The sequence below is a fragment of the Parabacteroides sp. AF14-59 genome (assembly GCF_003479515.1).
In the GTDB taxonomy this organism is placed as follows: domain Bacteria; phylum Bacteroidota; class Bacteroidia; order Bacteroidales; family Tannerellaceae; genus Parabacteroides; species Parabacteroides faecis.
The window spans coordinates 35,825-61,136 of record NZ_QUHH01000018.1 but is presented as its reverse complement, the minus strand read 5'-3'; the positions used below and the strand labels follow the sequence as shown (position 1 = coordinate 61,136).

The 25,312-nt window shown below is 44.4% G+C and carries 21 protein-coding genes and 4 tRNA genes; 13 read left to right on the top strand and 12 right to left on the bottom strand.

Going from position 1 to position 25,312, the window contains the following annotated elements:
* Nucleotides 1–6 precede the first annotated feature (6 nt).
* Nucleotides 7–1,104: a methylmalonyl Co-A mutase-associated GTPase MeaB gene (meaB, locus tag DWW23_RS18105; protein ID WP_122354797.1), complete on the top strand. Its 1,098-nt coding sequence runs from the start codon at nucleotides 7–9 to the stop codon at nucleotides 1,102–1,104.
* Nucleotides 1,105–1,184: 80 nt separating this feature from the next.
* On the opposite strand, the gene pfkA is transcribed toward meaB, so the two are convergent.
* The 4 genes from pfkA to porQ all read right to left on the bottom strand — a co-directional run bounded on the left by pfkA (nucleotide 1,185) and on the right by porQ (nucleotide 4,877).
* Nucleotides 1,185–2,165, bottom strand: coding sequence for a 6-phosphofructokinase (gene pfkA / locus DWW23_RS18100; protein ID WP_122354795.1), 981 nt, complete (start codon nucleotides 2,163–2,165; stop codon nucleotides 1,185–1,187).
* Between the two features lie 96 nt (nucleotides 2,166–2,261).
* Nucleotides 2,262–3,134: a 4-hydroxy-3-methylbut-2-enyl diphosphate reductase gene (locus DWW23_RS18095; protein WP_122354793.1), complete on the bottom strand. Its 873-nt coding sequence runs from the start codon at nucleotides 3,132–3,134 to the stop codon at nucleotides 2,262–2,264.
* 30 nt (nucleotides 3,135–3,164) lie between these two features.
* Complete coding sequence (cmk, locus tag DWW23_RS18090; RefSeq protein ID WP_122354791.1) at nucleotides 3,165–3,854, bottom strand: (d)CMP kinase; 690 nt, start codon at nucleotides 3,852–3,854, stop codon at nucleotides 3,165–3,167.
* 21 nt (nucleotides 3,855–3,875) lie between these two features.
* A complete protein-coding gene (porQ, locus tag DWW23_RS18085) occupies nucleotides 3,876–4,877 on the bottom strand; it encodes a type IX secretion system protein PorQ (RefSeq protein WP_122354789.1) in 1,002 nt (333 codons plus the stop codon).
* A gap of 219 nt (nucleotides 4,878–5,096) precedes the next feature.
* Here porQ and DWW23_RS18080 point away from each other — a divergent pair, with 219 nt between their 5' ends.
* From DWW23_RS18080 to DWW23_RS18045, 8 genes are all read left to right on the top strand, one after another.
* Complete coding sequence (locus tag DWW23_RS18080) at nucleotides 5,097–5,786, top strand: energy transducer TonB (RefSeq protein ID WP_122354787.1); 690 nt, start codon at nucleotides 5,097–5,099, stop codon at nucleotides 5,784–5,786.
* 81 nt (nucleotides 5,787–5,867) lie between these two features.
* Complete coding sequence (locus tag DWW23_RS18075; protein WP_122354785.1) at nucleotides 5,868–6,842, top strand: polyprenyl synthetase family protein; 975 nt, start codon at nucleotides 5,868–5,870, stop codon at nucleotides 6,840–6,842.
* 3 nt (nucleotides 6,843–6,845) lie between these two features.
* Nucleotides 6,846–7,631, top strand: a complete 786-nt coding sequence (locus DWW23_RS18070) for a TatD family hydrolase (protein WP_122354783.1) — start codon at nucleotides 6,846–6,848, stop codon at nucleotides 7,629–7,631.
* Nucleotides 7,632–7,781: 150 nt separating this feature from the next.
* Nucleotides 7,782–7,869 (top strand) — tRNA-Ser (locus DWW23_RS18065).
* 80 nt (nucleotides 7,870–7,949) lie between these two features.
* The gene (locus tag DWW23_RS18060; protein WP_122354781.1) at nucleotides 7,950–8,696 is read left to right on the top strand and encodes a MotA/TolQ/ExbB proton channel family protein; all 747 of its coding nucleotides are present in this window, start codon (nucleotides 7,950–7,952) and stop codon (nucleotides 8,694–8,696) included.
* Between the two features lie 9 nt (nucleotides 8,697–8,705).
* Nucleotides 8,706–9,179 (top strand): hypothetical protein, encoded by a 474-nt coding sequence (locus tag DWW23_RS18055; protein ID WP_122354779.1) that lies wholly within the window; start codon nucleotides 8,706–8,708, stop codon nucleotides 9,177–9,179.
* A gap of 32 nt (nucleotides 9,180–9,211) precedes the next feature.
* Complete coding sequence (locus tag DWW23_RS18050) at nucleotides 9,212–9,799, top strand: biopolymer transporter ExbD (protein ID WP_122354777.1); 588 nt, start codon at nucleotides 9,212–9,214, stop codon at nucleotides 9,797–9,799.
* A gap of 2 nt (nucleotides 9,800–9,801) precedes the next feature.
* Nucleotides 9,802–10,269: a biopolymer transporter ExbD gene (locus DWW23_RS18045; RefSeq protein WP_122354775.1), complete on the top strand. Its 468-nt coding sequence runs from the start codon at nucleotides 9,802–9,804 to the stop codon at nucleotides 10,267–10,269.
* 69 nt (nucleotides 10,270–10,338) lie between these two features.
* Here the strand turns inward: DWW23_RS18045 and DWW23_RS18040 are convergent, their stop codons facing one another.
* Nucleotides 10,339–10,890, bottom strand: a complete 552-nt coding sequence (locus DWW23_RS18040) for a GNAT family N-acetyltransferase (protein ID WP_122354773.1) — start codon at nucleotides 10,888–10,890, stop codon at nucleotides 10,339–10,341.
* 145 nt (nucleotides 10,891–11,035) lie between these two features.
* Between DWW23_RS18040 and DWW23_RS18035 the strand changes: the two genes are divergently transcribed.
* Nucleotides 11,036–11,506: an Lrp/AsnC family transcriptional regulator gene (locus DWW23_RS18035; RefSeq protein ID WP_122354771.1), complete on the top strand. Its 471-nt coding sequence runs from the start codon at nucleotides 11,036–11,038 to the stop codon at nucleotides 11,504–11,506.
* Nucleotides 11,507–11,584: 78 nt separating this feature from the next.
* Here the strand turns inward: DWW23_RS18035 and asnS are convergent, their stop codons facing one another.
* The 3 genes from asnS to purB all read right to left on the bottom strand — a co-directional run bounded on the left by asnS (nucleotide 11,585) and on the right by purB (nucleotide 15,952).
* Nucleotides 11,585–12,991, bottom strand: coding sequence for an asparagine--tRNA ligase (gene asnS / locus DWW23_RS18030; RefSeq protein WP_122354769.1), 1,407 nt, complete (start codon nucleotides 12,989–12,991; stop codon nucleotides 11,585–11,587).
* Between the two features lie 67 nt (nucleotides 12,992–13,058).
* Nucleotides 13,059–14,546 (bottom strand): pseudouridine synthase, encoded by a 1,488-nt coding sequence (locus DWW23_RS18025; protein WP_122354767.1) that lies wholly within the window; start codon nucleotides 14,544–14,546, stop codon nucleotides 13,059–13,061.
* A 62-nt stretch (nucleotides 14,547–14,608) separates the two neighbouring features.
* Nucleotides 14,609–15,952 (bottom strand): adenylosuccinate lyase, encoded by a 1,344-nt coding sequence (gene purB / locus DWW23_RS18020; RefSeq protein WP_122354870.1) that lies wholly within the window; start codon nucleotides 15,950–15,952, stop codon nucleotides 14,609–14,611.
* 237 nt (nucleotides 15,953–16,189) lie between these two features.
* On the opposite strand from purB, the gene DWW23_RS18015 reads away from it, so the two are divergent.
* From DWW23_RS18015 to DWW23_RS18005, 3 genes are all read left to right on the top strand, one after another.
* Nucleotides 16,190–16,264, top strand: a tRNA-Val gene (locus DWW23_RS18015).
* Nucleotides 16,265–16,292: 28 nt separating this feature from the next.
* A tRNA-Val gene (locus DWW23_RS18010) sits at nucleotides 16,293–16,367 on the top strand.
* A gap of 28 nt (nucleotides 16,368–16,395) precedes the next feature.
* Nucleotides 16,396–16,470: transfer RNA gene (locus DWW23_RS18005), tRNA-Val, on the top strand.
* Between the two features lie 80 nt (nucleotides 16,471–16,550).
* Here DWW23_RS18005 and DWW23_RS18000 read toward each other — a convergent pair.
* The 4 genes from DWW23_RS18000 to DWW23_RS17985 all read right to left on the bottom strand — a co-directional run bounded on the left by DWW23_RS18000 (nucleotide 16,551) and on the right by DWW23_RS17985 (nucleotide 25,285).
* On the bottom strand, nucleotides 16,551–18,413 hold the full coding sequence (locus DWW23_RS18000) for an FAD-dependent oxidoreductase (RefSeq protein ID WP_122354765.1): 1,863 nt from the start codon (nucleotides 18,411–18,413) through the stop codon (nucleotides 16,551–16,553).
* A gap of 6 nt (nucleotides 18,414–18,419) precedes the next feature.
* Complete coding sequence (locus DWW23_RS17995; protein ID WP_122354763.1) at nucleotides 18,420–21,422, bottom strand: FAD-dependent oxidoreductase; 3,003 nt, start codon at nucleotides 21,420–21,422, stop codon at nucleotides 18,420–18,422.
* A gap of 50 nt (nucleotides 21,423–21,472) precedes the next feature.
* Nucleotides 21,473–23,473 carry an FAD-dependent oxidoreductase gene (locus DWW23_RS17990; RefSeq protein WP_122354761.1) on the bottom strand — a complete coding sequence of 667 codons (2,001 nt, stop codon included), beginning with the start codon at nucleotides 23,471–23,473 and terminating at the stop codon, nucleotides 21,473–21,475.
* A 126-nt stretch (nucleotides 23,474–23,599) separates the two neighbouring features.
* Nucleotides 23,600–25,285, bottom strand: coding sequence for a RagB/SusD family nutrient uptake outer membrane protein (locus DWW23_RS17985; RefSeq protein ID WP_122354759.1), 1,686 nt, complete (start codon nucleotides 25,283–25,285; stop codon nucleotides 23,600–23,602).
* Nucleotides 25,286–25,312 lie beyond the last annotated feature (27 nt).

Here is a 25,312-nt window from a genome sequence, read left to right as displayed (position 1 = left end):
AAAGATATGGAACATCCCGAAAACGACGATCTTTACAGAGGATTAAAGGTAAACAAGGGAGTAGCCGATGTACCGACTGTAAACCCCTACCTCAAAAAAAGACTTCAACGTAAAGAATATACCCCTTCCGAGTTTGTCGAAGGGATACTGAAAGGTAATATAACAATCCTCAGCCAGGCGGTTACGCTGGTCGAGAGTGCTAAATATGAACACCAGCAACTGGCACAGGAGATTATTGAAAAATGTCTTCCGTTTGCTGGCAAATCGGTCCGTATTGGTATCACCGGTGTTCCTGGTGCCGGAAAAAGTACCTCTATCGATGTTTTCGGTATGCACCTGATCAAGGAAGGGCGCAAACTGGCCGTACTGGCTATCGACCCGAGCAGCGAACGTTCCAAAGGCAGTATCCTGGGAGACAAGACCCGTATGGAGGCTTTATCGCGCGAAAAGAATGCTTTTATCCGTCCTTCTCCATCCGCAGGATCCTTGGGTGGTGTGGCACGTAAAACACGTGAAACGATTGTGTTGTGTGAAGCTGCCGGTTTCGACACTGTATTTGTGGAAACAGTCGGTGTCGGACAAAGCGAAACGGCCGTTCATTCGATGGTCGATTTCTTCCTTCTTATTCAGCTGGCAGGAACAGGAGACGAGTTACAAGGGATTAAACGCGGTATCATGGAAATGGCTGACGGCATTATTATCAATAAGGCCGACGGCGATAATATCGAAAAAGCCAAACTGGCCGCTGCCCAGTTCAGGAATGCGCTACATCTTTTCCCACCTGCCGATTCAGGATGGTTCCCCAAAGTATTGACTTATTCGGGTTACTACAACTTAGGCATCAAAGAAATCTGGGATATGGTCGGCGAATACATGGAGTTCACTAAAAAGAACGGTTATTTCAACTTCAAACGAAATGAACAGGCCAAGTATTGGATGTACGAAAGTATCAACGATACACTACGGGAAACATTCTATCATAATCCGGCTGTAGAAGGTATGCTGATACAGACGGAACAGCAGGTGCTGAATAACGAGATCAGCTCGTTCGTTGCAGCCAAAAGGATGATGGATCTGTTCCTCGAAAACTTATCGAAGAAATAAGATCTACCGAATAATAAAAAAGAAAGCCCGTCAAATCAAACGATTCGACGGGCTTTTTCATATTCTTTCGTCAGTCCGGATCAAATAGAAGACACACGCAGTGTATTCAGCAAATCACGGTTGATCGGTTTGTCATTCTTGATAGCTTTCGAGAATGGGACATATACGATCTGGTCATTCTGGATACCCATCATAACATTACGCTGGTCATCCAGCAAAGCATCGACCGCACCGACTCCCATACGGGTTGCCAGGATACGATCCTGAGCCGTAGGAGAACCACCACGCTGCAAGTGCCCCAAGATAGATACACGTACATCGAATTGCGGATATTCTGTTTTCACACGTTCGGCAACCCCCATAGCTCCACCGGTCACTTCACTTTCTGCAACCAATACGATACTACTGTTCTTTGATTTGCGGAATCCATTTTCGATCATCTCCGCCAACTGGTCTTTTTCCATAGAAATCTCCGGAATGATAGCCGCTTCTGCGCCGGAGGCAATAGCACCGTTCAGTGCAAGGAAACCGGCATCACGTCCCATCACTTCAATAAAGAAAAGGCGATCGTGGGAAGTGGCCGTATCGCGGATCTTATCCACACATTCCATAATTGTGTTCAGGGCCGTGTCATAACCGATCGTTACATCCGTACCATACAGGTCATTATCGATCGTACCCGGAACTCCGACGATCGGGTAATTGAATTCCTGTGCAAAAATACGTGCACCGGTCAATGTTCCGTCACCACCAATAGCGATCAGGGCGTCGATCCCCTCTTCCACCAACTTGTCGTATGCCTGCTTACGGCCTTCGGGAGTTTTGAACTCCATACAACGAGCGGTTTTCAATATTGTTCCACCACGCTGGATGATGTTACTTACATTCTGTGTTTTGAATTCTTCAATCTCACCTGTAATCAACCCTCTGTATCCTCGGAAAATACCTTTAACTCTCATCCCGTTATAGATAGCGGAACGCGTCACTGCACGGATGGCAGCGTTCATTCCGGGAGCATCACCTCCGGACGTTAAAATGCCAATACATTTAATAGTAGACATATCGTCTTTATTTTAAATTATTCGCGGCAAAAATAATAATTATTTGCCAACAATCTTTCATTTTTCCTTAAACTTCATGAAATCTTAACCGTCTGATCAGCGGTCTGCATTCAGTTCCCGGATACGGATTGCCACCTCTTCCATCAACCATTTCGGGGTCGATGTAGCTCCGCAAACCCCTACACGGCGGACACCGGCAGGGAGCGGCTCGGTGATCTCTTTCACCTCCGAAATGAAAATGGTATTTGGATTCGCTTTCCGGCATTCTTCTAACAGCATCTTACCGTTTGAACTCTTTTTGCCTGCTACAAAATAGACCCAGTCATGGCTGGATGCAAATGCTTTTATATTCGGTAAACGGTTTGCCACCTGGCGGCAAATCGTATCGTAATATTCAAAACGGGTACCTTCCGCCTTTCGCTGATATATCTCTTCCACGATCTTACGGAATCCGTCCAACGACTTCGTTGTCTGGGAAAAGAGACAGATATCACGGCTGAAATCCAGGCGGTCCAGATCTTCTATCTTTTCGATCACGATGGCTGTTCCCTCCGTCTGTCCGACCAACCCATTCACCTCTGCATGACCTTTTTTACCATATATCACCAGCTGGGTATTATTTTCACGGGTTGCCTGGTAACATTTATGTATCTTTTTCTGCAACTGAAGCACCACCGGACAGGTAGCATCTACAATCGTTATATTATTCTGCTTTGCTATCTCATAAGTGGAGGGAGGTTCGCCATGTGCACGAAGCAAAACTTTCTTTCCTTTCAGAGTAGAAAATTCATCATGCCCGATAGTCCGTAACCCTTGTTCCCGAAGCCGTTCCACCTCCAGGCTGTTATGCACGATATCTCCCAGACAATACAATATATCGGTATTGTCCAATTCACGTTCAGCACTTTCGATAGCTGTAACCACTCCAAAACAAAAACCGGAACCTTTATCTATTTCGACTTCAATCATTCTTAAAAATAACCTATTGTTTCTACCTTCTTATTCGGCAGCAGCTTTATTATATTGAACAAGAAGCCATGCCTTTTGTTCAGCGATAGTCATGTCCGAGTTATCCAGTACGACAGCATCATCCGCCTGACGCAACGGACTCTCTTTACGGGTAGAATCTATATGGTCGCGTGTTTTCACATTATCCAGTACTTCTTCAAAAGAAGCCGCTTCGCCTTTAGCTTTCAATTCATCCAGACGACGTTGTGCACGAACTTCCGGACTGGCCGTTACGTAAATCTTCAATTCGGCATCTGGGAATACTACCGTACCGATATCCCGGCCATCCATGATAATCCCTTTTTCTTTCCCCATTTCCTGCTGCATGGCAACCAGTGCACGGCGGACAAATCCTAAAGTAGCCACCGGACTGACCCATTTGGCAACTTCCATCCCCCGGATTTCCTTTTCAACCTTTACCCCATTCAGATAAGTGTCCGGACGGCCGGTTTCAGGATTAAAACGGAGTGAGATATGAATATCAGCCATCGATGCCTGAAGTTTTTCTTCATCAATCTGACCGTCTTTAAACAAATTATGCTGGATACAATATAATGTAACGGCGCGATACATGGCACCCGTATCGATATATGTATAACCTATTTCTTTTGCCAAATCTTTTGCCATAGTGCTTTTTCCCGTGGAAGAAACACCATCTATTGCAATTACTATCTTTTTCATGCTTACGTTTATTTATATTTCCTAAGGTTTAAAATCGGCCAATGTCGTCGAAACACTCACCATCATCGACATAGCCGACGGATGATATTTTGCAAAAGAGACACCGACATCAAACATTTTTATTTTGACTCCGGCACCAGCGGAAAAACCGGCCAGACCGCTTCCGCCTCCCTGCAATTTCATATCCATCTTTGTCTTCGGATTGAAACCGACGCCAATCCAGAAATTCTCGCTGGGTATATAATCGATACCGATCACCAGATGCTTGAATAATGCTTTGGCAAAATTATCACCTTTGTAATCTTTATCGGCATTATCTATATAATCGAATTTCCAACGATTCAGGTACATGGCCGTCAGCGACAAACGCAAAGGGGCGTGATTCATCTTTTTTGAAATACCCATCTGGATATCCCACGGCATTTTTTGCCGGTCCTCATAATAAGGTTTCAACTGGGCTCCGATATTTTTCAATACAACACCGAATGAAAATTCTTTTTCCGAATTATAGTAACTTAATCCGGCATCGAAGCATAATCCCAATGACGTATAGGTATCATAATTGGAATAAAGGAACTTCATGGAAATCCCCCCCCGCCAGCGTTCGGACAGATCATAGGAAAAGAAACCGTTCAATGCGATATCGTTCGCAGTAAAATCGCCTGTCGACTGATTGTTTTCATCCATCCCTTTAAATTTCCCGTTATGGAAATAATGGACTCCGGCCCCCCATGCACCACGTTCGCGGAATGCTTTAGTGAACAAAGCACTTCCCACATTGATATCCGCGATATAGTTCATATAGTCCAGATTGATCATTCCGTCCATTTCACCGCCAAGCAGAGCCGGGTTATGAAAGATAAGGGACGGATCCCGCTCTACCAGCGACACGGTATGCCCTCCCAAAGCATTAGCCCGGGCAGAAGAAGGTAATGTTAAAAATTCAAATACCTGATCTCCGGATTGAGCCGCGACCGATTGTAAAACGAAAGAAAAGAACAATATAATTAATGTATGTCTCATATTTTCTTAACAAAATGCGTACAAAGATAAAATGCAGTTATAATATATTCCATAAAGAGAAACGGAAAAAACCGAAAAAAGGTATATAAACACAGTTATTTTTATTTTGGTTCAAAAAAAAGTGAAAATATAGAAGTATTTTCCCCTTTTTCAACCAAGATATAAAATAATTTGTATTTTTGCAGCATAGGAAAACACATCTTTAAACATTATAGAAGTATGGAAGTTAAGAAATCACCGAAAGCGGACTTGGAAAAGGGCAAAACACTCGGTATCCTGATGGGTATGGTTGTTGGTTTGGCCGTTTTGTTCGTTGGGTTCGAATGGGGAACCCGTGATATTCAGGTAGTCAAAAGTGAAGGCGTAGCTGATATCATCGCTGAAGAAGAAATTGAAATTACAAGACCGGAGGACACGCCTCCGCCTCCACCTCCCCCACCAGCACCAGCTGCCGTAGAACAGCTGAATATCGTGGATGATGACGTGGAACTGGACCAAGTGGATATCATCTCATCTGAGGACGACCAGAGTTCTGCACAGGTAGAAGCCTATGTAGCTCCTGCAGTCGTTGAAGAAGAAGAAGAATCTGCTCAACAGATCTTTACCGTTGTAGAAACAATGCCGGAATTCCCGGGTGGACAGGGTGCTTTATTACAGTTCCTTGCTAAATCCATCAAATATCCGGTTATTGCACAGGAAAACGGTATCCAAGGTCGTGTTACTTGTTCATTCGTTGTTAACAAAGACGGCTCAATCGTTGACGCAGAAGTGATCCGTGGTGTAGACCCTTCTTTGGATAAAGAAGCTCTCCGTGTGATCAACACCATGCCGAAATGGTCTCCTGGTAAACAGAGAGGTAAACCTGTACGTGTTAAATATACCGTACCTGTTACTTTCAGATTGCAATAATTATTTTTTAAACATACTAAAAAAGGCTGCTGTAGATTTGCAGCCTTTTTTATTTCGTCTCATTCCTAATTAATATTTAATATGTTATCCTTCAACGAGATCCTACAGAAAATAGAACATGAGATTTCACAACTGAGTTTTGAATATCCCCCCAAAAGTTTATACGACCCGATTGAATATATCCTATCGTTGGGAGGAAAAAGGATCCGTCCGGCACTGTCTTTAATGGCCTGTAATCTGTATCAGGAAAATATAGACAATGCCATTTATCCGGCATTGGGTATTGAAGTGTTCCACAATTTCACACTGCTTCATGACGACCTGATGGATAGAGCCGACAAAAGAAGGAACAAACCGACCGTCCATAAAGTATGGAATGACAATACGGCCATCCTTTCCGGAGATGCCATGCTGATCGCGGCTTATCAGTTGATAGGAAAAACAGAACCTTCCAGTTTAAAAGAGGTATTCGATCTGTTCACCGAGACTGCTCTTGAAATATGCGGAGGACAACAATATGATATGGAATTTGAATCACGGACAGACGTAACCGAACCGGAATACATAGAAATGATCCGCTTAAAAACAGCCGTTTTACTTGCCTGCAGCCTGAAAATCGGAGCTATCATAGGTGGTGCATCCAAAGAAGATGCCGATAATCTGTATGATTTCGGTATAAACATCGGACTCGCATTCCAGTTGCAGGACGATTTATTGGATGTGTACGGAGATACTGCCACATTCGGTAAAAACATCGGTGGCGATATCACCTGCAACAAAAAGACTTTTTTATTGATACATGCGTTTGAATTGGCTTCACCCGAACAAAAAGCGACCCTCAACAGCTGGATCGGCAAAACACAATTCATTCCTGCGGAGAAAATCGAAGCAGTCACTACCATATATAATGAATTACATCTGAAAGATATCACCACTGTTAAAATGCAGGGATATTACGACAAGGCAATGGATCATTTATCGAGACTCAACGTAACACCGGAGAGATTGACCATTTTGAAAGATGTAAGTAACCGTTTAATGTACCGCCAGTCTTAAAAAATGAAACTCATAGATACGCATAACCACCTGTACCTGGAAGAATTTGACCCGGAACAGGAGGAGTTGGTTCATATTGCCCGGGAATCAGGCATCGACACTATCCTGCTCCCCAATGTAGATGTCGCAACCATTGAACGAATGCACGATTTGTGCGACCGTTTCCCGGATTTTGCCTATCCGATGATGGGCTTGCATCCGACCAGCGTGGACGAACATTACACAGAGAATCTAAAAATAACAGAATCTTATCTGGGAAAACGACCTTATTGTGGTATCGGAGAGATCGGAATAGACCTATACTGGGATAAAACCTACCTGAAAGAACAGAAAATAGTCTTTGAGGAACAGCTAAAATGGAGTATCGACCTGGATCTGCCGGTAGCGATCCATACCCGTGAAGCTTATCCGGAAGTATTGGATAGCATCCATAAAGTCGGTGCAGACAAATTAAAAGGCGTCTTCCACAGTTTCACCGGTACCATAGATGATCTGGAAGAAATAAAAAAATTAGCAAAGTTCAAACTGGGAATTAACGGAGTCATTACATTCAAAAACTCCAAACTTTCAGACACGATAAAATGCAGCGACATGCATCACATCGTACTGGAAACCGACGCTCCATACCTCGCTCCGGTGCCTTACAGAGGTAGACGAAACGAGCCTGTGTATATATGGAAAACGGCAGAGAAGGTAGCGGACACATTCGGCCTTACCCTTGATGAAACCGTACAAATTACAAGAAAAAATGCATTGGATTTATTCAAAATTCCAAATAAAAAGGCTTAGTTTCAAAATTTCAGGTCGGAAGCAAAATTTATTCCGTCAGATATTGTGTATATGTCAAGCAAAAACTTTAGATTTGTGCACTGAAACGTTTGCATTTGGGATTTTTTTCGTATTTTGCGCTCGTTTTAGAGGAGACAAAGGCTGAAAATTGGAGAGATGCTCGAGTGGTTGAAGAGGCACGCCTGGAAAGCGTGTATACGCCTAAAGTGTATCGCGGGTTCGAATCCCGCTCTCTCCGCATAAGTACCATGAGGAATTTATTAACAACAAAAATAAAAACAAATAAGAGAATTATTAATCTTAAAAATTAAACACACAATGAAAAAGTATTTTGCAAAAACATTCATGGGTTTATGTGCCCTTGGAATCTCTACCGTAGCATTCGCGCAGGACGCTGCAGCCGGAGCCGAACAAGTTATTGAAGGTGGTATGTACCAATCTTTAAAGACTAAGTTTATCGAGGGTGGTGCAGACTTCATGAGTTTGGTTGCTATCGCTTTGATTTTCGGTTTAGCATTCTGTCTTGAAAGAATTATTTATCTGAACTTAGCTGAAACAAATTCAAGCAAATTATTAAAAGGCATTGAAGATGCTCTTGATAAAGGAGATGTAGAAGGAGCTAAAGCCATCGCTCGTGATACAAGAGGTCCTATCGCATCTATCGCTTACCAGGGCTTGATGAGAATCGACCAGGGTATCGACGTTGTTGAAAAATCAATCGTTTCTTATGGTGGTGTACAGGGTGGTCTTTTGGAAAAGAATATGTCATGGATCACATTGTTTATCGCTATGGCTCCGTCATTAGGATTCTTGGGTACTGTAGTAGGTATGATCATGGCGTTCGATAAAATCGAACAGGTTGGTGATATCAGCCCGACGGTTGTTGCCGGTGGTATGAAAGTGGCCTTGATCACAACCGTAGGTGGTTTGATCGTAGCTTTGATCCTTCAGGTATTCTATAACTATTTGTTGAGCAAGCTGGAAGCTATCCTGAACCAGATGGAAGACGCTTCTATCACTTTGATCGACATGGTTATCAAATACAACCTTAAATTCAAAAAATAATTCAGACTTATGGCAGTTACTAAAATAAGAAAAATGTCCAGTTGGACACTGTTAATCGTTTCGATTATCAGTCTCGTAGTGCTGGGTATGTTCTATGCAGGAGGTGTCGTTGACCCTGCTGCAGAAATGAAAGAGCCGATCTATACCGGTTTATTGATTAACTGGACTTCGGTATTGTTCTTTGTTACAATTATCAGTACAATTCTTTTTGCTATCTGGCAATTTGTAACATTATTGAAAACAAACGCAAAATCAGCTGTAACATCCTTGATCGTTGTGGTTGTTTTTGCTGCAATACTATTCATCTCTTATTCTATAGGAGATGCAACTCCTCTAAAAGGATTAAATGCCGATTCTCAGGTATACAACGTACCTATGTGGTTAAAAGTAACAGACATGTGGATCTGGTCTACAGTTGTTCTGATGATTTTAATCGTTGCAGCAGTGGTTTGGGGTTCTGTAAAAAGAATGCTTAATAGATAATAGTAATAACGAATTGATCAAACAAGAAAGAAATGGGTAAGAAAAGAAAGACACCGGGTATCAATGGTTCTTCTTCAGCCGATATTGCTTTCATGTTGCTTATCTTCTTCCTTATTACTACTTCAATGGACACAGATAAAGGTTTAGCAAGACGTTTGCCGCCTCCTGTGCCCAAAGACCAGAAGAAAAATGAAGAGATGGATATCAAAAAGAGAAATATCCTGGTCGTACTGATCAACAGTAATAACCAGATTCTCTGTAATAATGAATTCATTGATATTAAGCAACTGAGAGAAAAGGTTAGAACTTTCATTGAGAATCCTTACAACGACGAGCATATGCCGGAAAAGACTGAAGTGGACGTACCGTTCTTCGGAAAGCAGATGGTAACAAAAAATCATGTTATCTCTTTGCAGAACGACCGTGGTACTGAATATCAGGCTTACATCGACGTTCAGAACGAATTGGCAGGAGCCTATAACGAACTGAGAGACGAGGTTTCTAAAAAGAAATTTGGCAAAGCTTTCGCCGATTTGGATGAAGATCAACAAAAGGCTGTGCAGATGATTTATCCTCAAAAGATATCGGAAGCAGAACCTAAAAATTATGGAGGTAAATAATAATGGGAAAATTTAGTAAAGCGGGCGGAAGAGAAATGCCCGAATTAAATACCTCATCATTACCTGACTTGGTATTTGCCTTCTTGTTCTTCATTATGATGGTTACATCTATGCGTGAAGTTACGTTGAAAGTTGTTTTCCAGGCTCCTCAAGCTACAGAGCTTCAGAAATTGGAAAAAAAATCATTGGTAACATTCATCTATGTAGGTAAACCGACTCCGGAATTAAGATCCAAGATGGGTTCCGAAACTCGTTTGCAGTTGAACGACCAGTTCGCTGAAGTAAGCGAAATCGAAACATACATCGCGCAGGAAAAGTCAAGTATGAAAGAGGAAGATCAGCCGTTTATGACTGTATCCATCAAAGCCGACCAAGGAACGAAGATGGGTGTTATCACAGACGTAAAACAGGCGCTTCGTGAAGCATACGCATTGAAGATTAGTTATTCAGCAAGACAACGTGCAGACTAATTAATTCAATAATAAACAAAAAAGGCAGGACTTTAAGTTCTGCCTTTTTTATTGGAGTAAATTCACTCTCTATTCCTGAACACCATATACATGCCGGTAAAGATTATCTTTCACATCTTCAAACGACTTACTCAAATCGATCTGCCCGTGAGTCATCAACCGCATTTCCAACAAGGATTCTCCCGGACGATACGGAGGCTGGAAATAAACATGGTTATCCAACACATACCCCAGACGCTCATAAAAGCCGATTCTGCGCTTACTCATCTCGTCGGCAGGTATTTCCACCTCCAAAACAACAGGAGCGTCACAAAGCGCCATAAACTGCTTCATAGACTCCCCACCTATTCCACCGTTACGGGCGGAAGCATCGATAGCAAAATGTTCCACATATATAAATGCCGTAAAACGCCAGGCTGTAATAAAACCAGCATATACCCCATCTTTAAATAATGTGTAAACGGTGAAACGGGGTTCCTCCTTTACCAATTCTCTCACCAGGGAAAACGCCCGTCGCTCGGCTTCCGGAAAGGAATCATTATATGTTTTTTCTACTTTATCCAATAAAGGATCGGAAAAATCTTTCACCATCCTGCATTCGATTACTGCACTTGAACTCATACTCTTATAAATTGATAGATTAATAAAAGAAAACTTACGAAATAAAATAATTGAACGAATTATATCGTCTAATTATTATAGTTTGATTATATTTGTATGTAAATGTAATTATATAGAATAACAGAAATACAAATATACAGAAATTATGGCACACCATCAACTGGATGAATTGGACGAAAAAATATTGAAGCTAATCATAGGGAATGCTCGCATGCCTTTCCTTGAAGTTGCCAGAGAGTGCAATGTTTCAGGAGCCGCTATACACCAGAGAATACAAAAACTCACCAATCTCGGTGTTATCAAAGGGTCGGAATTCATCGTAGATAATACAAAAGTTGGTTACGAAACCTGTGCTTATATGGGGCTATTCCTAAAATCACCGGGACAATTTCCTACTGTAACAGAAGCATTGAAGAAAATACCGGAAGTAGTGGAATGCCACTATACAACCGGACAATATGATCTGTTCATCAAAATATATGCAAAGAACAACCAGCATCTGCTAAGTATTATCCACAACAAACTACAGCCGTTGGGCTTGGCACGGACAGAATCTCTGATCTCCTTTAAAGAAGCATTTAAAAGGCAGATACCGATCGATCTGGATGACGAATAAATAGAAAAAGGCTTTTGAATCAGATTCAAAAGCCTTTTTCTATTTATGAAAGTTTCCGGCTACTGCCGGAATACTTTATTAGAATTCTGCATTCTTCGGAGTTCTCGGGAAAGGAATCACGTCACGAATGTTTGTCATACCTGTTACAAACAATAGCAGACGTTCAAACCCTAAACCGAAACCAGAATGAGGTGCTGTACCGAAACGGCGGGTATCCAGATACCACCAGATATCTTTCTCAGGCACACCCATTTCTTTTGCGCGACGTGTCAGTTTCTCATAATCCTCTTCACGCTGTGAACCACCGATAATCTCACCGATCTTCGGGAATAAAACGTCCATAGCACGAACAGTCTTTCCGTCATCATTCTGCTTCATATAGAAAGATTTGATTTCTTTCGGATAATCAGTCAGGATAACCGGACATTTGAAATGCTCTTCCACCAGATAACGTTCATGCTCTGAAGCCAGATCTGCACCCCAGAAAATAGGGAATTCGAACTTATGTCCTTTTGCAACAGCCTCTTCCAGAATCTTAACACCTTCCGTATAAGGCAGGCGGATAAAGTCATGTTTCAGGATAAACTGCAAACGTTCGATCAATTCCTTATCAAACATATTGTTCAGGAACTGGATATCTTCCATACAGTTATCCAAAGCCCACTGCACGCAATACTTGATAAAATCTTCAGCCAGTTGCATATTCTCTGCAATTTCATTGAAAGCAACTTCCGGCTCGATCATCCAGAACTCAGCCAAATGACGCGGAGTATTGGAGTTCTCGGCACGGAATGTCGGTCCGAAAGTATAAATCGAACCTAAAGACATGGCAGCCAATTCACCCTCCAGCTGACCTGAAACCGTCAGGCTCGCCTGTTTGCCAAAGAAATCATCATCATAAATGATCGAACCGTTCTCGTCCTTCTTCAAATCATACAGATTCATTGTCGTTACCTGAAACATCTGTCCGGCACCTTCGCAATCGGAAGCTGTAATGATCGGCGTATGGAAATAGAAGAAACCTCTTTCATGAAAGAACTTGTGAATAGCGATCGCCATATTGTGGCGAATACGGAACACAGCACCAAAGGTATTGGTACGCGGACGCAAGTGAGCTATCTCACGAAGAAATTCCAGTGAATGGCCTTTCTTCTGCAACGGATAAGTAGCAGGATCGGCAGTACCGTAAATCTGAATTTCAGTTGCCTGGATCTCCACATTCTGGCCCTGTCCCTGTGACTTTACCAATTCACCGTTCACACTGATACAGGCACCGGTAGTAATCGGTTTAAGGAACTCTTCACCCAATTTTTCCACATCCACAACGATCTGAACATTATTTATTGTAGAACCGTCATTCAGCGCGATAAAGCTAACCTGTTTACTACCACGGCGGGTACGAACCCACCCCTTCACATTAACGGTCGTACCGTAAGCTTCGCTTTTCAGTACATCTACAATTTTTGTTCTAGTAATTGTTTCCATGTTTATATGTTTATTCTTAGATAATCAAAACAAGATAGCCGGTATTGACTACCGGCTAATCTTAATATTATTCAAAAGCACCCATCCGGAGTGCGTTAACTTCACGTTCGTTCAGATAACGCCATTTTCCACGTCCGAGCATCTTTTTAGTCAGTCCGGCAAAGTATACACGATCCAGTTTCGTTACATGATATCCCAGCGATTCGAAGATACGACGTACGATACGGTTACGTCCCGAGTGGATTTCAATACCCACCTGGCTCTTATCGTCTTCACTGGCATAGCTGATTGCATCTGCATGGATTTCACCGTCTTCCAGTTCCAACCCGTTAGCAATCTTTTCCATGTCTTCGATAGAAACGTTCTTATCCAACCAAACGTGATAGATCTTCTTTTTCTTGAATGACGGGTGAGTCAGCTTCGAAGCCAGGTCACCATCATTAGTAAGAAGCAATACACCGGTTGTGTTACGGTCCAGGCGGCCTACCGGGTAAATACGTTCCTGGCAAGCATTTTTCACCAGATCCATAACGGTAAGACGTTCCTGAGGATCATCAGATGTAGTCACACAGTTTTTCGGTTTATTCAGTACGATATATACCTTGCTTTCGATCTGCACAGGTTTACCGTTGAATTCCACCTTATCCTGACGGGTAATCTTTGTACCCAATTCAGTAACCGCTACATCATTTACTTTTACAGCACCAGCTGTAATAAATTCGTCAGCTTCACGACGTGAGCAAACACCTGCATTAGACAAGAATTTGTTCAGACGGATCGGTTCGTTAGGGTCAGCCAATACTTCCTTATACTTCAACTGTTTCTGGAAGTTGTATTTGGCATTCGGGTTGTAATCGTTCGTACGGCGTTGCGGGCCACCCGGACGTCTGTTTCCATATCCTCCGTTGTTTCCGTAACCACCTCCACGGTTATTATTACCGTATGAAGGACGGCCACCGCCACGATTATCACGAGAGTCGTAAGAATTGACACGTGTGTCGCCTACTCTCGGTCTTCTTTTCTTCATACCGTCGCCTCCAGCTTCACCTTCCGGAGAAGCAGAATAGGCTCTGCCCGGTCTTTCGTCATAGTTAGGACGAGAAGGACGGTTAAAAGGACGATCGCCACCACCATACGAACGGTCATTACCGTAAGAAGGGCGATTGTTACCATAAGAAGGACGGCTGTTATAACCCCCTTCGCGATTTGAATTGTAACCTCCTTCACGATTTGAATTACCATAACCACCACGATTGTTGTCGCGGTTGTTATAAGAAGGTCTGCTATTATAACCCCCTTCACGGTTGTCATACGTACGAGGACGACTCGGACGGTCTCCGTAAGAAGAGCGGTTATCACCATAAGAATTATAACCACCGCGGTCATCCCGGCTTGATTGGTTATATGGTCTCCGTTCATAGTTGTTTCCCTCAGGTCTGCTGTAACCTTGATTGTAAGGTCTTCTTTCACCTTCCTGATCTGTGTTTTCCCGTCTGATACTTGGTATCACCTTTCTAGGACGCGGTTGAGATTCTTCTCTTTCTTCTGTGCTCATTGTTGTAAATTAATAAATAATTAACTAATTGGTAACCTCACGGCTACACTATTTTCTTCACACTAAATACCTGTATAATTATGCGGCGTAATCGCCTTTAATTCAGCTTTAACTGCATCACTAACCTGCAGCGTTTCAATAAAGTCACTGATTGATTTTTCAGTGATTCCTTCATTTGTCCGGGTTAAGGCTTTCAAGGCTTCATACGGCTTCGGATATCCTTCGCGACGCAAAATGGTCTGAATACCTTCAGCAACGACAGCCCAGCAATTATCCAGATCCCGGTACAAGGCGTTCTCATTCAATAACAACTTACCCAACCCTTTTGTTAAGCTTTTGAATGCGATTTCGATATGGGCCAAAGGCACACCGACGTTACGCAATACGGTAGAATCTGTCAAATCCCTCTGCAAACGGGAGATCGGCAACTTCGTAGCCAGGTGTGCCAGGATTGCATTCGCCATTCCCAGGTTACCTTCTGCATTTTCAAAATCGATCGGATTCACCTTGTGAGGCATTGCCGATGAACCGACTTCACCCGCTTTGATCTTCTGCTTGAAGTATTCCATAGAGATATACTGCCAGAAGTCACGGTTCAGGTCGATCAAAATAGTATTAACCCGTTTCAAACCATCAAAAATAGCTGCCAGATTATCATAATTGGAAATCTGTGTAGTCCATTCCTCACGGCTCAACCCCAGAACTTCATTCACGAACTTATTTCCGAATGCTTTCCAGTCGTACTGCGGATAAGCAACATGGTGTGCATTAAAGTTACCTGTCGCACCGCCAAACTTGGCAGAAACAGGAATTGCCTTCAATAAAGCCACCTGCTGTTCCAGACGATATACAAATACCATAATCTCTTTTCCCAAACGGGTAGGAGAAGCCGGTTGTCCGTGCGTCTTTGCCAGCATAGAAACATCGCTCCAGTCCTCAGCATACTTTTTCAACATGTCGATCACTTCCTGAATCCCCGGATAATAAACTTCATCCAAAGCATCCTTGATAGACAATGGAACGGAAGTATTATTAATATCCTGCGAAGTCAATCCGAAATGAATAAACTCTTTATAGTCCTGTAAAGCCAGCAGATCAAATTTTTCTTTGATAAAATATTCAACAGCTTTTACATCATGGTTAGTTACGCTCTCGATCTCCTTAATACGGGTTGCGTCCTCCAGACTGAACTCCTGATAAATTTTACGCAACGCTTCTTTATTCTCCACTGTAGCCAGGCTATTCAGCTGTGGAAGATACTCAGCCAGAGTAATAAAATACTCTATTTCTACTCGCACTCTATATTTGATAAGTGCATATTCTGAGAAGTAAGCCGCCAGGTTCTCGGCTTTATTTCTATACCGCCCATCTACGGGCGATATGGCAGTTAGTGTTGAAAATACCATACTCATTTAGTTTATACACCTATATCCCTTAGTGTCCGGGCGATATACCTACGATATCGAATACTTATATACATTAATAATATAGAGATGCAAAGTTACTACATTTCTTCAGATTAAATGGTAGTAATGAATTTTTTTTCAACTTTTTCATAGAAACATTTGGAGGTAATAAAAAAAGCCGTATCTTTGCAGCGCTTTAGAGAGATAAGGCGTACAAAACTTACTGAAGTAATGAAAGGGCGTTTAGCTCAGCTGGTTCAGAGCATCTGCCTTACAAGCAGAGGGTCGGCGGTTCGAATCCGTCAACGCCCACTCTTTTATACCAATTTGATTTCAATTCGGGCGTTTAGCTCAGCTGGTTCAGAGCATCTGCCTTACAAGCAGAGGGTCGGCGGTTCGAATCCGTCAACGCCCACTCTTTTATACCAATTTGATTTCAATTCGGGCGTTTAGCTCAGCTGGTTCAGAGCATCTGCCTTACAAGCAGAGGGTCGGCGGTTCGAATCCGTCAACGCCCACTAAAAGAGAAGTCCGTTAGTCGAATGATTAACGGACTTTTTTTATATCCATAGATGGTTTTGACACACTTCCTTTTAGATTATTTTATTTTCCGATAAATCATTTCCAAAGCCGCTAATCTTGTCGTCTTCCCGGCTTCTATGCCCGGCAGGTCCGTTCCGCTCAGTTTTTTCCAGGCGGCCAGAGTCGCTGCATCCACCGGCTCCTGCAAACGTGCAGTCCATTCGGGGAGGTAGCCGCGCAGTCCCAAATACTGCACCATGCGGAAGTGAGGACTCGTGTAATCCACATCCTTGAAATACATAAGCGTCGCTTTCTGGTCGATTAGCTTGTCCTGCAGGCGGGAGAGGTCGATGTTCTGTACCTTTACCTTCCCGTCGATCGAAAGGGCTGAAGCGATACCGGCGGCCTGTCCCATCGCCATCCAGCAGGGCTCCATGCGCAGGGTGGAAAATCCGATATGCGAACCCGAAACCGGGACGGGCAACAGAAGGTTGTCCACCTCTTTCGGGACCATCACGCCATAGGGGACTGTATATACTGCCGACGGATAGCTCAGGAAGCCGTCCAGATGCACCCTTCCTTTTTCTCTTTTCCGCACCGCATGCGAATCCAGCGCATAATGGCTGGCCGTTATGCTGCTTTCGTGGATGGGTGGGCGGCTACCGATCGTTACCGGAATGGCATCGTTGGCGGTAAAGAAATATGCGCCTTCGAAACGACGGCCCTCACGAACGTAGACCTGGCGTGGGAAATGTCCGTTGTCCACATATTCGTCTTTCGAAAGGCCCCATTCTTTTGCCGCTTTGCGGAAGTGGGTGGGCAGTTCGGGATCGTTTTGGACGAACCAGAAAAGACCTTCGGTATATTCACGCAGACGTTGGGCGAACTTGTCGCGCCATTCCCACGAAGAAGTGGGCCAGGGCCAGTTCTCCTCAGGCAGGTCGGTGGAGACGAACACGCCGTGCTGGTTATTGGCGTCCGTCTTCATATTCGGGACATGGACGATATTGGTGATCTTGGCGATCCCCCATTTGTCACCCGGAAGTTTGGAGGGGTTGCCGGCCTTGATATGCTTCCGGTTCTCTTCCATCATTTCGGATGTCACACGTTGCATGGCGGCATCCGTGTTGCGCCCGGTCCAGACATCCTCCACAATGGAGGCATAGTCTTCACGGTTGTAACGGGCCGGCTTGGTGAAGGCCACGCGATTCTCCGGATCGTTGGTCAGACAGAGGCGGTAATTGTAGGACTGCACGGCATTGTCTTTCTTGAACGTGCTGCCATCCCCTTCCGGACCACCCCAATATTTGTAGACGCGTCCGGCTCCAGGTTCGCCGAACTCGTCTTTCCCTTCGCGCCCTACGCGGAAAGGAACGCCGGCAGCGGCTCCGAGATCACCTTCGTAGGTGGCATCCAGGAATACCGAACCGGTGTATTCCTCCATCTCTCCGGTTTCCCGGTTCAGGATGCGGATCTTTTCGATGCGGTTATTGCGCATGACTATGTTTTCATCTTCGGCATCGAACTGACGCATGGTCAGGACCGTGATCTTGTCCTTCTGTCCGTCGAGCATCTTCTGGAAGATGCGTGCTCCGACGTAGGGTTCGAAATGGTAACCGTCGCTGCATACTTTCACCTGCTCGGAAGCAGGACCGTAGGTGTCGATATAGTGTTGCTTCACTGCGTCCACAAACTCACGGAACAGGCCGGTCGTTGCGGCACGGGTAGCGATGTCAGTTGCTCCGAGTCCGTTGGCGGGAAGTCCGCCGACATAGCGGGTACGTTCGAGTATCACTGATTTTTTCCCCATCCGCGCGGCAGAGATAGCTGCCATGATCCCTCCGGGATTACCCCCGACGATCACCAGGTCGTAGGACGACTGGCCAAAAGCGGTCGCACAGGCTAAAAGGAGGGAGAATACAAGTGTTTTCTTTCTCATAAAGTGCTATTTACTGTTTAATATTTCTTGTGCGTAACGTGCATAGTGGCCCTGCAGGCCGTTGGCATACCGGCGGAGTACTTCTTCCCCGATACCGTCCTGGTCGCCGCATAGGTAAAGGGCTCTTGCCAAATGCAATTCCTTCAACGCGAGGTTACGGGTGGACGTGTCGTTGAGGTCGGGAACGGCTTTGCTGCGCGCTTCGATGTAGGAAAGGATCGAATGCCCCCGTACACCCGGTGTCATCAGCATGGTTGCCAGTTGGGGAACCGCTTCTCGGCTGCCTATTGCTTCCGTGGCCATAGCGATGGCACGGAAATGAGAAAGATAGTCTTCCGGTTCCAACTTCTTTGCCTTTTCCAGTACAGTGGGAAGGACGGATGTTTCGCGAGAGTATCCCAACGCGGTGATAAGGGCGTCCAAGCGGCTGAGACACATCCCGAATTGTCCCATCCCGGTGTAGTGCCAGCCCTCGTCCCAGTCTTTATATTGGCGGATAGCATCAGCCAGTACCGGAGCGTGTTTCCCTTGTCCTAAGATACAGAGGATACTGGCAAGGATCACTCTCTCTTCCGGCATAGTGGCTCCGGCGATTTGTTTGCCGGCGAGCTGTATGCAACGTTCGGGATCGGTCAACAATATTTCGAGCCCTTTATAATTATCCGTCACACTGGCGATGGCCTTCTTCATCTCGGAATTACTGAACCCTTTAAACTCCTTATCCGTCAGCACCCGTTGCGGCAGATTCCCGATCTCGACCAGGTGACGCTGCACCTTTTTGATATCTATCTTGCGCGGAGATTTATTTTCTTTGACACATAGGGCGGAAAGGTAGCCGACTGCATATCCCTGGTTTTGCAGGCAGGGCTGCATACGGATCACCGGCATGGCATCCCGGTGCGCACTTGCTCCCAGGCCGGTTGTCAGAATCCCTTCCAATCCCTTAGGCAGAAGACTGCGCAACGGAACATCTGCGTCGTAGATCATATGCCGTTTTTCCGGCGGGTTCAGGATGAAGAGCGGGTCTATGATCATGCCATGTGTATCAAACGAGCTTTTGTGATAAGAAATCGTGTCGGGATAGCGGCGATGGTTTATCACGTCGTATACCGAGATGATGTAGTCTCCGATCACCCGCCGACGTTCGCGTGTTTGAGGGATTTTGACCAGATCGTATTGTCCTTGCAGTTTTGTCTTGGCTTGGACGAAAGCACGTGAGACATCCAGGATATCTGTGTCGTCAACGAATAGCCAATCGTTATTGTTGTAATAGTCACCCGGTGCCCATTTGCCGGTTCCCGCACCTTGTACGGCGATTGTTTTTTTACCTGTATAATCGAATGATGCACCGGCTGCAATAGCTATGTCTGCACTTCCTGTGCTGTCTATCAATATTTTGGATAGGATGACACCTCGCCCGAAGGGGGTGGCGACTACGACTCCTTTTACCTGGTTTCCTTCTGTCAAAGCCCCGCATCCCATCACACCGAACCAGAGTTTGCCTCCTGCCTGTAGCAGTTCTTTACGATGCCATTCCATCTTCCAGTCGGCGGGGAAGCGGCCTTCCCCTTTGGGTTGTCTTGGATGGTCTTTGGGTGCCATTGCCAAGACACTTTTGTCTATATGAGCGGTATATCCGCCCCGGAACCCGTCCCAATAGACTCCGATCATACCCAGTGTGCTTAATCCTCCAAGCCCGTGCAGGTATTCCAATACCAATGTATTGACTCCCTGTTTGGCTGCGGATATTCCTGCGGAAGCACCTGCAGTGCCACCTCCCATCACAATTACGTCGTAGCTGCCTAAAATCGGGAGTGCGCCTGACGGAGAGTCGACGAATCCCTTTTGCTGAGACGGACGGAGCGGGGAAAGCAGTTCGCCCGTTTGTCCGTAGTTCGAAGCATTTACTTTGAGTTGACGAACAGTGACCTGAGCCGGTACGGGTATATCCTTTATCTGTCCGGCAACCATTTCTCCCATCATCTCTCCTATGAATAAAGCTGGAACGGGACGCATCACTTGGGTTGCCAGTTCTCTTGGTATTTCGGCACAGGGACCGAGTACCCACAGGTTTGCAATATTTTTTGATTTAAACGCTTGCATTGGTAACTTGCGCAAGGAAACCGGATTCCCGTTATATGCTTTCTCACTGTCAATCGTTTGTTTCGGAATATACCAGAGCAGATCCGAGCTATCGACCTGCTCGATATCCCATGTCCGGCTGCGGATGATCTGTTCGACCTCGGCCAGTGATGCATACGAGTCGTCTTTGAGTGGTAAACGGAATGTATAGCGGGTGACCGGATAGCTTTTCTCGCCAACCTTGATGGGCTGGGATAATCCTTCGGCCAGGATAATTTCCGGTGCTTCTTTTTTGGTATTTCCTACTACGGTATAGCAGAATTCCTGCGTACCTGCGGTAAAAGGTTTACGTTCCGCTCCTAATAGTCCTGCAACAGAAGCATTGTGTGTCGCATCGATAATCGCTTTACAACGGATGGCCTGTCTGCCCGAACGGTTCGCGATCACGACTCCCGCAGGTTTTCCGGACGGGTCCGTCAGCACATTCGTTACATAACTGCTGTAAAGGAACTGGACATTGTTGTCGATCAATTCGTCTTCCAATGTTTTCTTTATATGCAGCGGGGTCGGGAAATTTTTCCCCGGAAAGAGCTTGCGTGCAAGTGCCGTCTGCAATTTTTCTCCTGCTTCCCGTTCGTAGAGATGTGAGCCGCAGATGTCTTCACCCAAATAAGGCATGTAACCAACTAAATAAACCCGGCTACCCGTTTTCGCAGCGGCAGCAGCCGCGGCAATTGCCCGCGAACTTCCGCCCGCAACCACAAGGTCTACCTCTGCAATCACCGGAATCTTACGCGCCCCTTCATGGCAGAATCCTTCGTCGGGAACGGCTGATTGTATTGTAGCTTTTGCTTCTGTTACACTACCTAAGGAGACTAATGCACTTCCTGCCGCCGTTACTTTTAAAAAATCACGTCGTGTAATCATGGTATTCTATTTTTATACAGGTCTTTATGGTTGCCATAAAGATAAGAATTTTATTTTTTAGGAACTAATATAATGGCATCGGCAAATAAGGTCCCTTTCGAACGACTGCCGTCGATCTTGACAGAAGATGTCCAGTTTCCTTTCTCTAACGCGTATGTGCCTAAGCTCACCCATGAACCTTTATGAGATCTGGGAGATATTTCTACTTGCTTGGTTCCTTCTTTGCCAGTAATGTCAAAAGCCATAACTTCGGGCATTTCCTGGTCGGGAAGAGCTGTGCAGTAAAAGAAAACTTCATATGTGCCTGCCTTTTTAATAACAGGTATAAAGGTGAAAGAGCTATTGTTCTTTTGATTCGCCGATTTTAAGAAACTGTTTTTATAATGTGCTCCAAAACTTTTTTGCCAATGTCCAGATCTTTCTATTTTGTCTATATCGCTGTCATCGACTAATATTTCCGGAGTAGAACCATCCAGATAAGGATTGTCTTTCAATATTTTCCTTAGTTTGGTTACGTCTATTGTCTGGACGTCCGTATTATCTTCAATCGCTAATGCCGATGCTACGGCTGCCGATTGCCCCAGTACCATAAAAACCGGCTCCATTCGGATTGATCCGAAAGCGATATGGGTGGAAGAAATACATACGGGAACCAGTAGATTAGTACATTCTTCGCGTTTGGGCGTAATACTTTTGTACGAGATTGGATAGGGAGGAAAACCGTGATATTGGACATCCCCTTCATTTTTTACCATACCGTTTGTCACGATACGCTGGCAGTTATGAGAGTCCATCCCGTAGGCGGCCATTCCGATAGCATCACCAACTGTCTCTTCTCCCTGGCAATTCTTTTGTGTCATGATATATTCCCCGTTCAGGCGTCGGGCTTCGCGCACATATAGCTGGGTCGGGAAATTATCATTGTCTACAAATTCATCTTTTGCCCATCCGAATCTGGCAACCTGGTCGCGAAGTTTGGCAGGAACTCTTTCATCGTGCGTAAGGAAGTAGAGTAATCCTTTTGTGTAATCGACATGTTCCTGCCAAATCCTTTCGCGGGTTGTGTAGTCGCCATCTGGATATTCATAATTCATACCAATCATATCAGTTGATAACGGTCCGCGGTTATTTACGTCATACTTATTATCTGGCATCATACCCCAGTTGAATAAGAGGTAATTGTCTATATGTAAATCCATTTTACGGATAGCACGTGCCAATAGTTCATATTTGGCCGGATCATAGTTTTCCGGTTTCTCGAACGGACGTTGATTCTCTTTATTGTCGGTAAGGCATAGGCGGAAATTGTATGCTTGTACGAGTTTATCTCCGTTTCCTCTTTCTTCCAGTGTATTAGGTTGGATTCCCCAACATAAGCCACTGTTCGGATCTCCTTCTTTCAGATATGGGTCTACTCCGTCTGGGAATTGATGCCAAAAAGACATCTGAACTCCATTAAGTGTTTCATCCTGTTCTTCGTTTCCTTCACGTCCTACAAAATAGGAAACGCCGGCTTTTGCCATCAGATCTCCTTCATACGAACAATCGATGAACTGTTTGGCTTTAACCTGTATCAAGGTCTTTTCATCGGGTTTCTGGGAGTCTTCCAAAGTGATATATTCTATTTTTTTATTTTGAACTTGAGCATCTGTTATGCGGCGATAATACAGAACATCTAAATCTGCATCTTTCACAAAGCGGTTCATGGTTGCAGTCGCAACACTTGGAGGAAAGGTCCATTGCTCGAATTTATTATAATGCTCTCCAATGCGACGATAGAAAAGGCGCGCTAATCCGGTAACTGCATATTTGTTCCCGATATCTGTCATTCCGAGACCGCCGGTAGTCATACCTCCTAAATATTTACCCGGTTCTACCAAGAGGACAGATTTACCCATTTTTTTTGCAGAGTAAGCAGCTACAACGCCTGCGGATGTTCCCCCGTAAATACAAATGTCAACCTCTTTGATAGAAGTTAGGCTGTCCTCTTTACCGGATTGGCAAGAGAATAGGGAGACACAGAAAATAAGAAAGATTATTTGATATTTCATGTGATTATTTTTATTGATAGGTTCAAAAAGGAATGAGCGAATAATCCCGAAATAGGGAAATTACCCCGAATGTGATTTGATAAAGATATCCAAGCGACATCCGGGGTAAATATCAGAGATGCGAATTTATTCGTAATTAGGATTCTGAGTCAGATTTGGATTGGTTTGTCTTTCGATATATGGGATTGGCCATAAATAATCCCTGTTCTTATCGAATTTACGGATATCGACAATACGCATTTTAAAGTCTGCCGATTCTCCACTTTCAGCAATGGGAATACCTTCATAAAAAGCTGTACCCCATTCGTCGATACGCGGTGCCTTATCAGGATAAGACTTCTTCATTCTACCTAAAAGAGGTTGATTCATGACGGTCTCGGCAATTTTCCAACGGCGAATATCGAACAGACGTAGGCCTTCACCTGAAAATTCGTATTTGCGTTCACGAGCAACAGCGTAGAATAATTCGTTCGGATCAGTTGTCGTGATCGGCGGCATCTTAACAGAAGGACGTTGGCGAACTTTGTTGATCGCTTCCAAAACGGATGCGTCGATTTCTCCTGCTTTTATCTTTGCTTCGGCATATGTTAACAAGACCTCCGGATAACGAATCAGGATTGTATTCATATCACAGTCGTTCAACGCATCTTTATCTTCTATATTAGCATATTTACGCCAGCAAATACCGGTAAATGTCGCATAAGCATGAGTTGCTTCCAGATTGTCAACACGCTGGTTAGTCATATAATTCCAACATTGTGTACTGTCTCCATGAGTTTCGAACTGGAAACCTAAAAACTCCGAACCGGAAACGGCTAATGTATATCCCAGACGTGGATCTCTGTTTTCATATGGATTTTTAGGATCAAACATCGGAGATTCATCAATTTGTTTTCCATCTATACATTCCCAGGTATCGGCCAGTTGGTAAGCTGGTTTCTTATTCGTATGTGCCAACGCATTACGAGAACCAAACAACCGATAAAGGGCATGTACTTTTGTTCCTAACAGATATTGTACGGAGAAGATAACTTCCTTCGATGTTTGGCCTTCATATTTAAAAAGTTTGGAATAGTCATCTTCGATGATATATTCCGTTCCCTCCATTGCCATAACTGCTTGTGATGCGGAAATTGCATCCTGCCAGCGTTCATTGTAAAGGGCGGTTCTGGCCTTTAGAGCTAAAGCTGCGCCTTTCGTCGCATGACCGGAAGTCGGGTTATTTGTCGAAGGAAGATTTTCGGCTGCTTCTGTGTATTCTTTTAAAATGAAGTCTACAACTTCGCTTTTGGGATTTCTGGGTTGTTGCCCTGTTTCCAATGTCAATACATCTGTGATCAAAGGAACATCCCCGTATAATTCAATTAAATACGAGTAATAAAGGGCACGAAGGAATTGAGCTTCAGCTTTGATCTGTGTGTAAGTTGCCGGGGGTACGTTATCTTCACCTCTGGACATATTTTGTAAAAGATAATTACATTTTGCGATGCCTGCATAAAAAGCAGTCCAATAATTTTTTGCGAGGTCGCTATTGGCATCGGCAGCTCCTTGTGCCATAGTCTGTAAGGCACTTGTATTACGATCATATCCTATATCGGCAGCTTCATCGAACGACAGGAAGAATGTCATGGTCTCGAAGTCTGTCCATAGAGCTGTATAGCAGGATGCCAAAGCCATTTGCATTTCTGTTTCGGTCGCTAAAAAAGTTTGATCCGAAGGAGAGTTCAGTGGATTCTTATCCAAATAGTCGCTACACGAATTCATGCATAAAGCAGAACATACGGCAGCTGCATATAATATTACTTTTTTCATTTTCAGATTTAATTTAAAGGTTGAACA

Excerpts from the sequence above, each read along its gene's own strand:
- meaB (WP_122354797.1), top strand. The coding sequence starts at position 7 with ATGGAACATCCCGAAAACGACGATCTTTACAGAGGATTAAAGGTAAAC.
- pfkA (WP_122354795.1), bottom strand. The coding sequence starts at position 2,165 with ATGTCTACTATTAAATGTATTGGCATTTTAACGTCCGGAGGTGATGCT.
- DWW23_RS18095 (WP_122354793.1), bottom strand. The coding sequence starts at position 3,134 with ATGATTGAAGTCGAAATAGATAAAGGTTCCGGTTTTTGTTTTGGAGTG.
- cmk (WP_122354791.1), bottom strand. The coding sequence starts at position 3,854 with ATGAAAAAGATAGTAATTGCAATAGATGGTGTTTCTTCCACGGGAAAA.
- porQ (WP_122354789.1), bottom strand. The coding sequence starts at position 4,877 with ATGAGACATACATTAATTATATTGTTCTTTTCTTTCGTTTTACAATCG.
- DWW23_RS18080 (WP_122354787.1), top strand. The coding sequence starts at position 5,097 with ATGGAAGTTAAGAAATCACCGAAAGCGGACTTGGAAAAGGGCAAAACA.
- DWW23_RS18075 (WP_122354785.1), top strand. The coding sequence starts at position 5,868 with ATGTTATCCTTCAACGAGATCCTACAGAAAATAGAACATGAGATTTCA.
- DWW23_RS18070 (WP_122354783.1), top strand. The coding sequence starts at position 6,846 with ATGAAACTCATAGATACGCATAACCACCTGTACCTGGAAGAATTTGAC.
- DWW23_RS18060 (WP_122354781.1), top strand. The coding sequence starts at position 7,950 with ATGAAAAAGTATTTTGCAAAAACATTCATGGGTTTATGTGCCCTTGGA.
- DWW23_RS18055 (WP_122354779.1), top strand. The coding sequence starts at position 8,706 with ATGGCAGTTACTAAAATAAGAAAAATGTCCAGTTGGACACTGTTAATC.
- DWW23_RS18050 (WP_122354777.1), top strand. The coding sequence starts at position 9,212 with ATGGGTAAGAAAAGAAAGACACCGGGTATCAATGGTTCTTCTTCAGCC.
- DWW23_RS18045 (WP_122354775.1), top strand. The coding sequence starts at position 9,802 with ATGGGAAAATTTAGTAAAGCGGGCGGAAGAGAAATGCCCGAATTAAAT.
- DWW23_RS18040 (WP_122354773.1), bottom strand. The coding sequence starts at position 10,890 with ATGAGTTCAAGTGCAGTAATCGAATGCAGGATGGTGAAAGATTTTTCC.
- DWW23_RS18035 (WP_122354771.1), top strand. The coding sequence starts at position 11,036 with ATGGCACACCATCAACTGGATGAATTGGACGAAAAAATATTGAAGCTA.
- asnS (WP_122354769.1), bottom strand. The coding sequence starts at position 12,991 with ATGGAAACAATTACTAGAACAAAAATTGTAGATGTACTGAAAAGCGAA.
- DWW23_RS18025 (WP_122354767.1), bottom strand. The coding sequence starts at position 14,546 with ATGAGCACAGAAGAAAGAGAAGAATCTCAACCGCGTCCTAGAAAGGTG.
- purB (WP_122354870.1), bottom strand. The coding sequence starts at position 15,952 with ATGGTATTTTCAACACTAACTGCCATATCGCCCGTAGATGGGCGGTAT.
- DWW23_RS18000 (WP_122354765.1), bottom strand. The coding sequence starts at position 18,413 with ATGAGAAAGAAAACACTTGTATTCTCCCTCCTTTTAGCCTGTGCGACC.
- DWW23_RS17995 (WP_122354763.1), bottom strand. The coding sequence starts at position 21,422 with ATGATTACACGACGTGATTTTTTAAAAGTAACGGCGGCAGGAAGTGCA.
- DWW23_RS17990 (WP_122354761.1), bottom strand. The coding sequence starts at position 23,473 with ATGAAATATCAAATAATCTTTCTTATTTTCTGTGTCTCCCTATTCTCT.
- DWW23_RS17985 (WP_122354759.1), bottom strand. The coding sequence starts at position 25,285 with ATGAAAAAAGTAATATTATATGCAGCTGCCGTATGTTCTGCTTTATGC.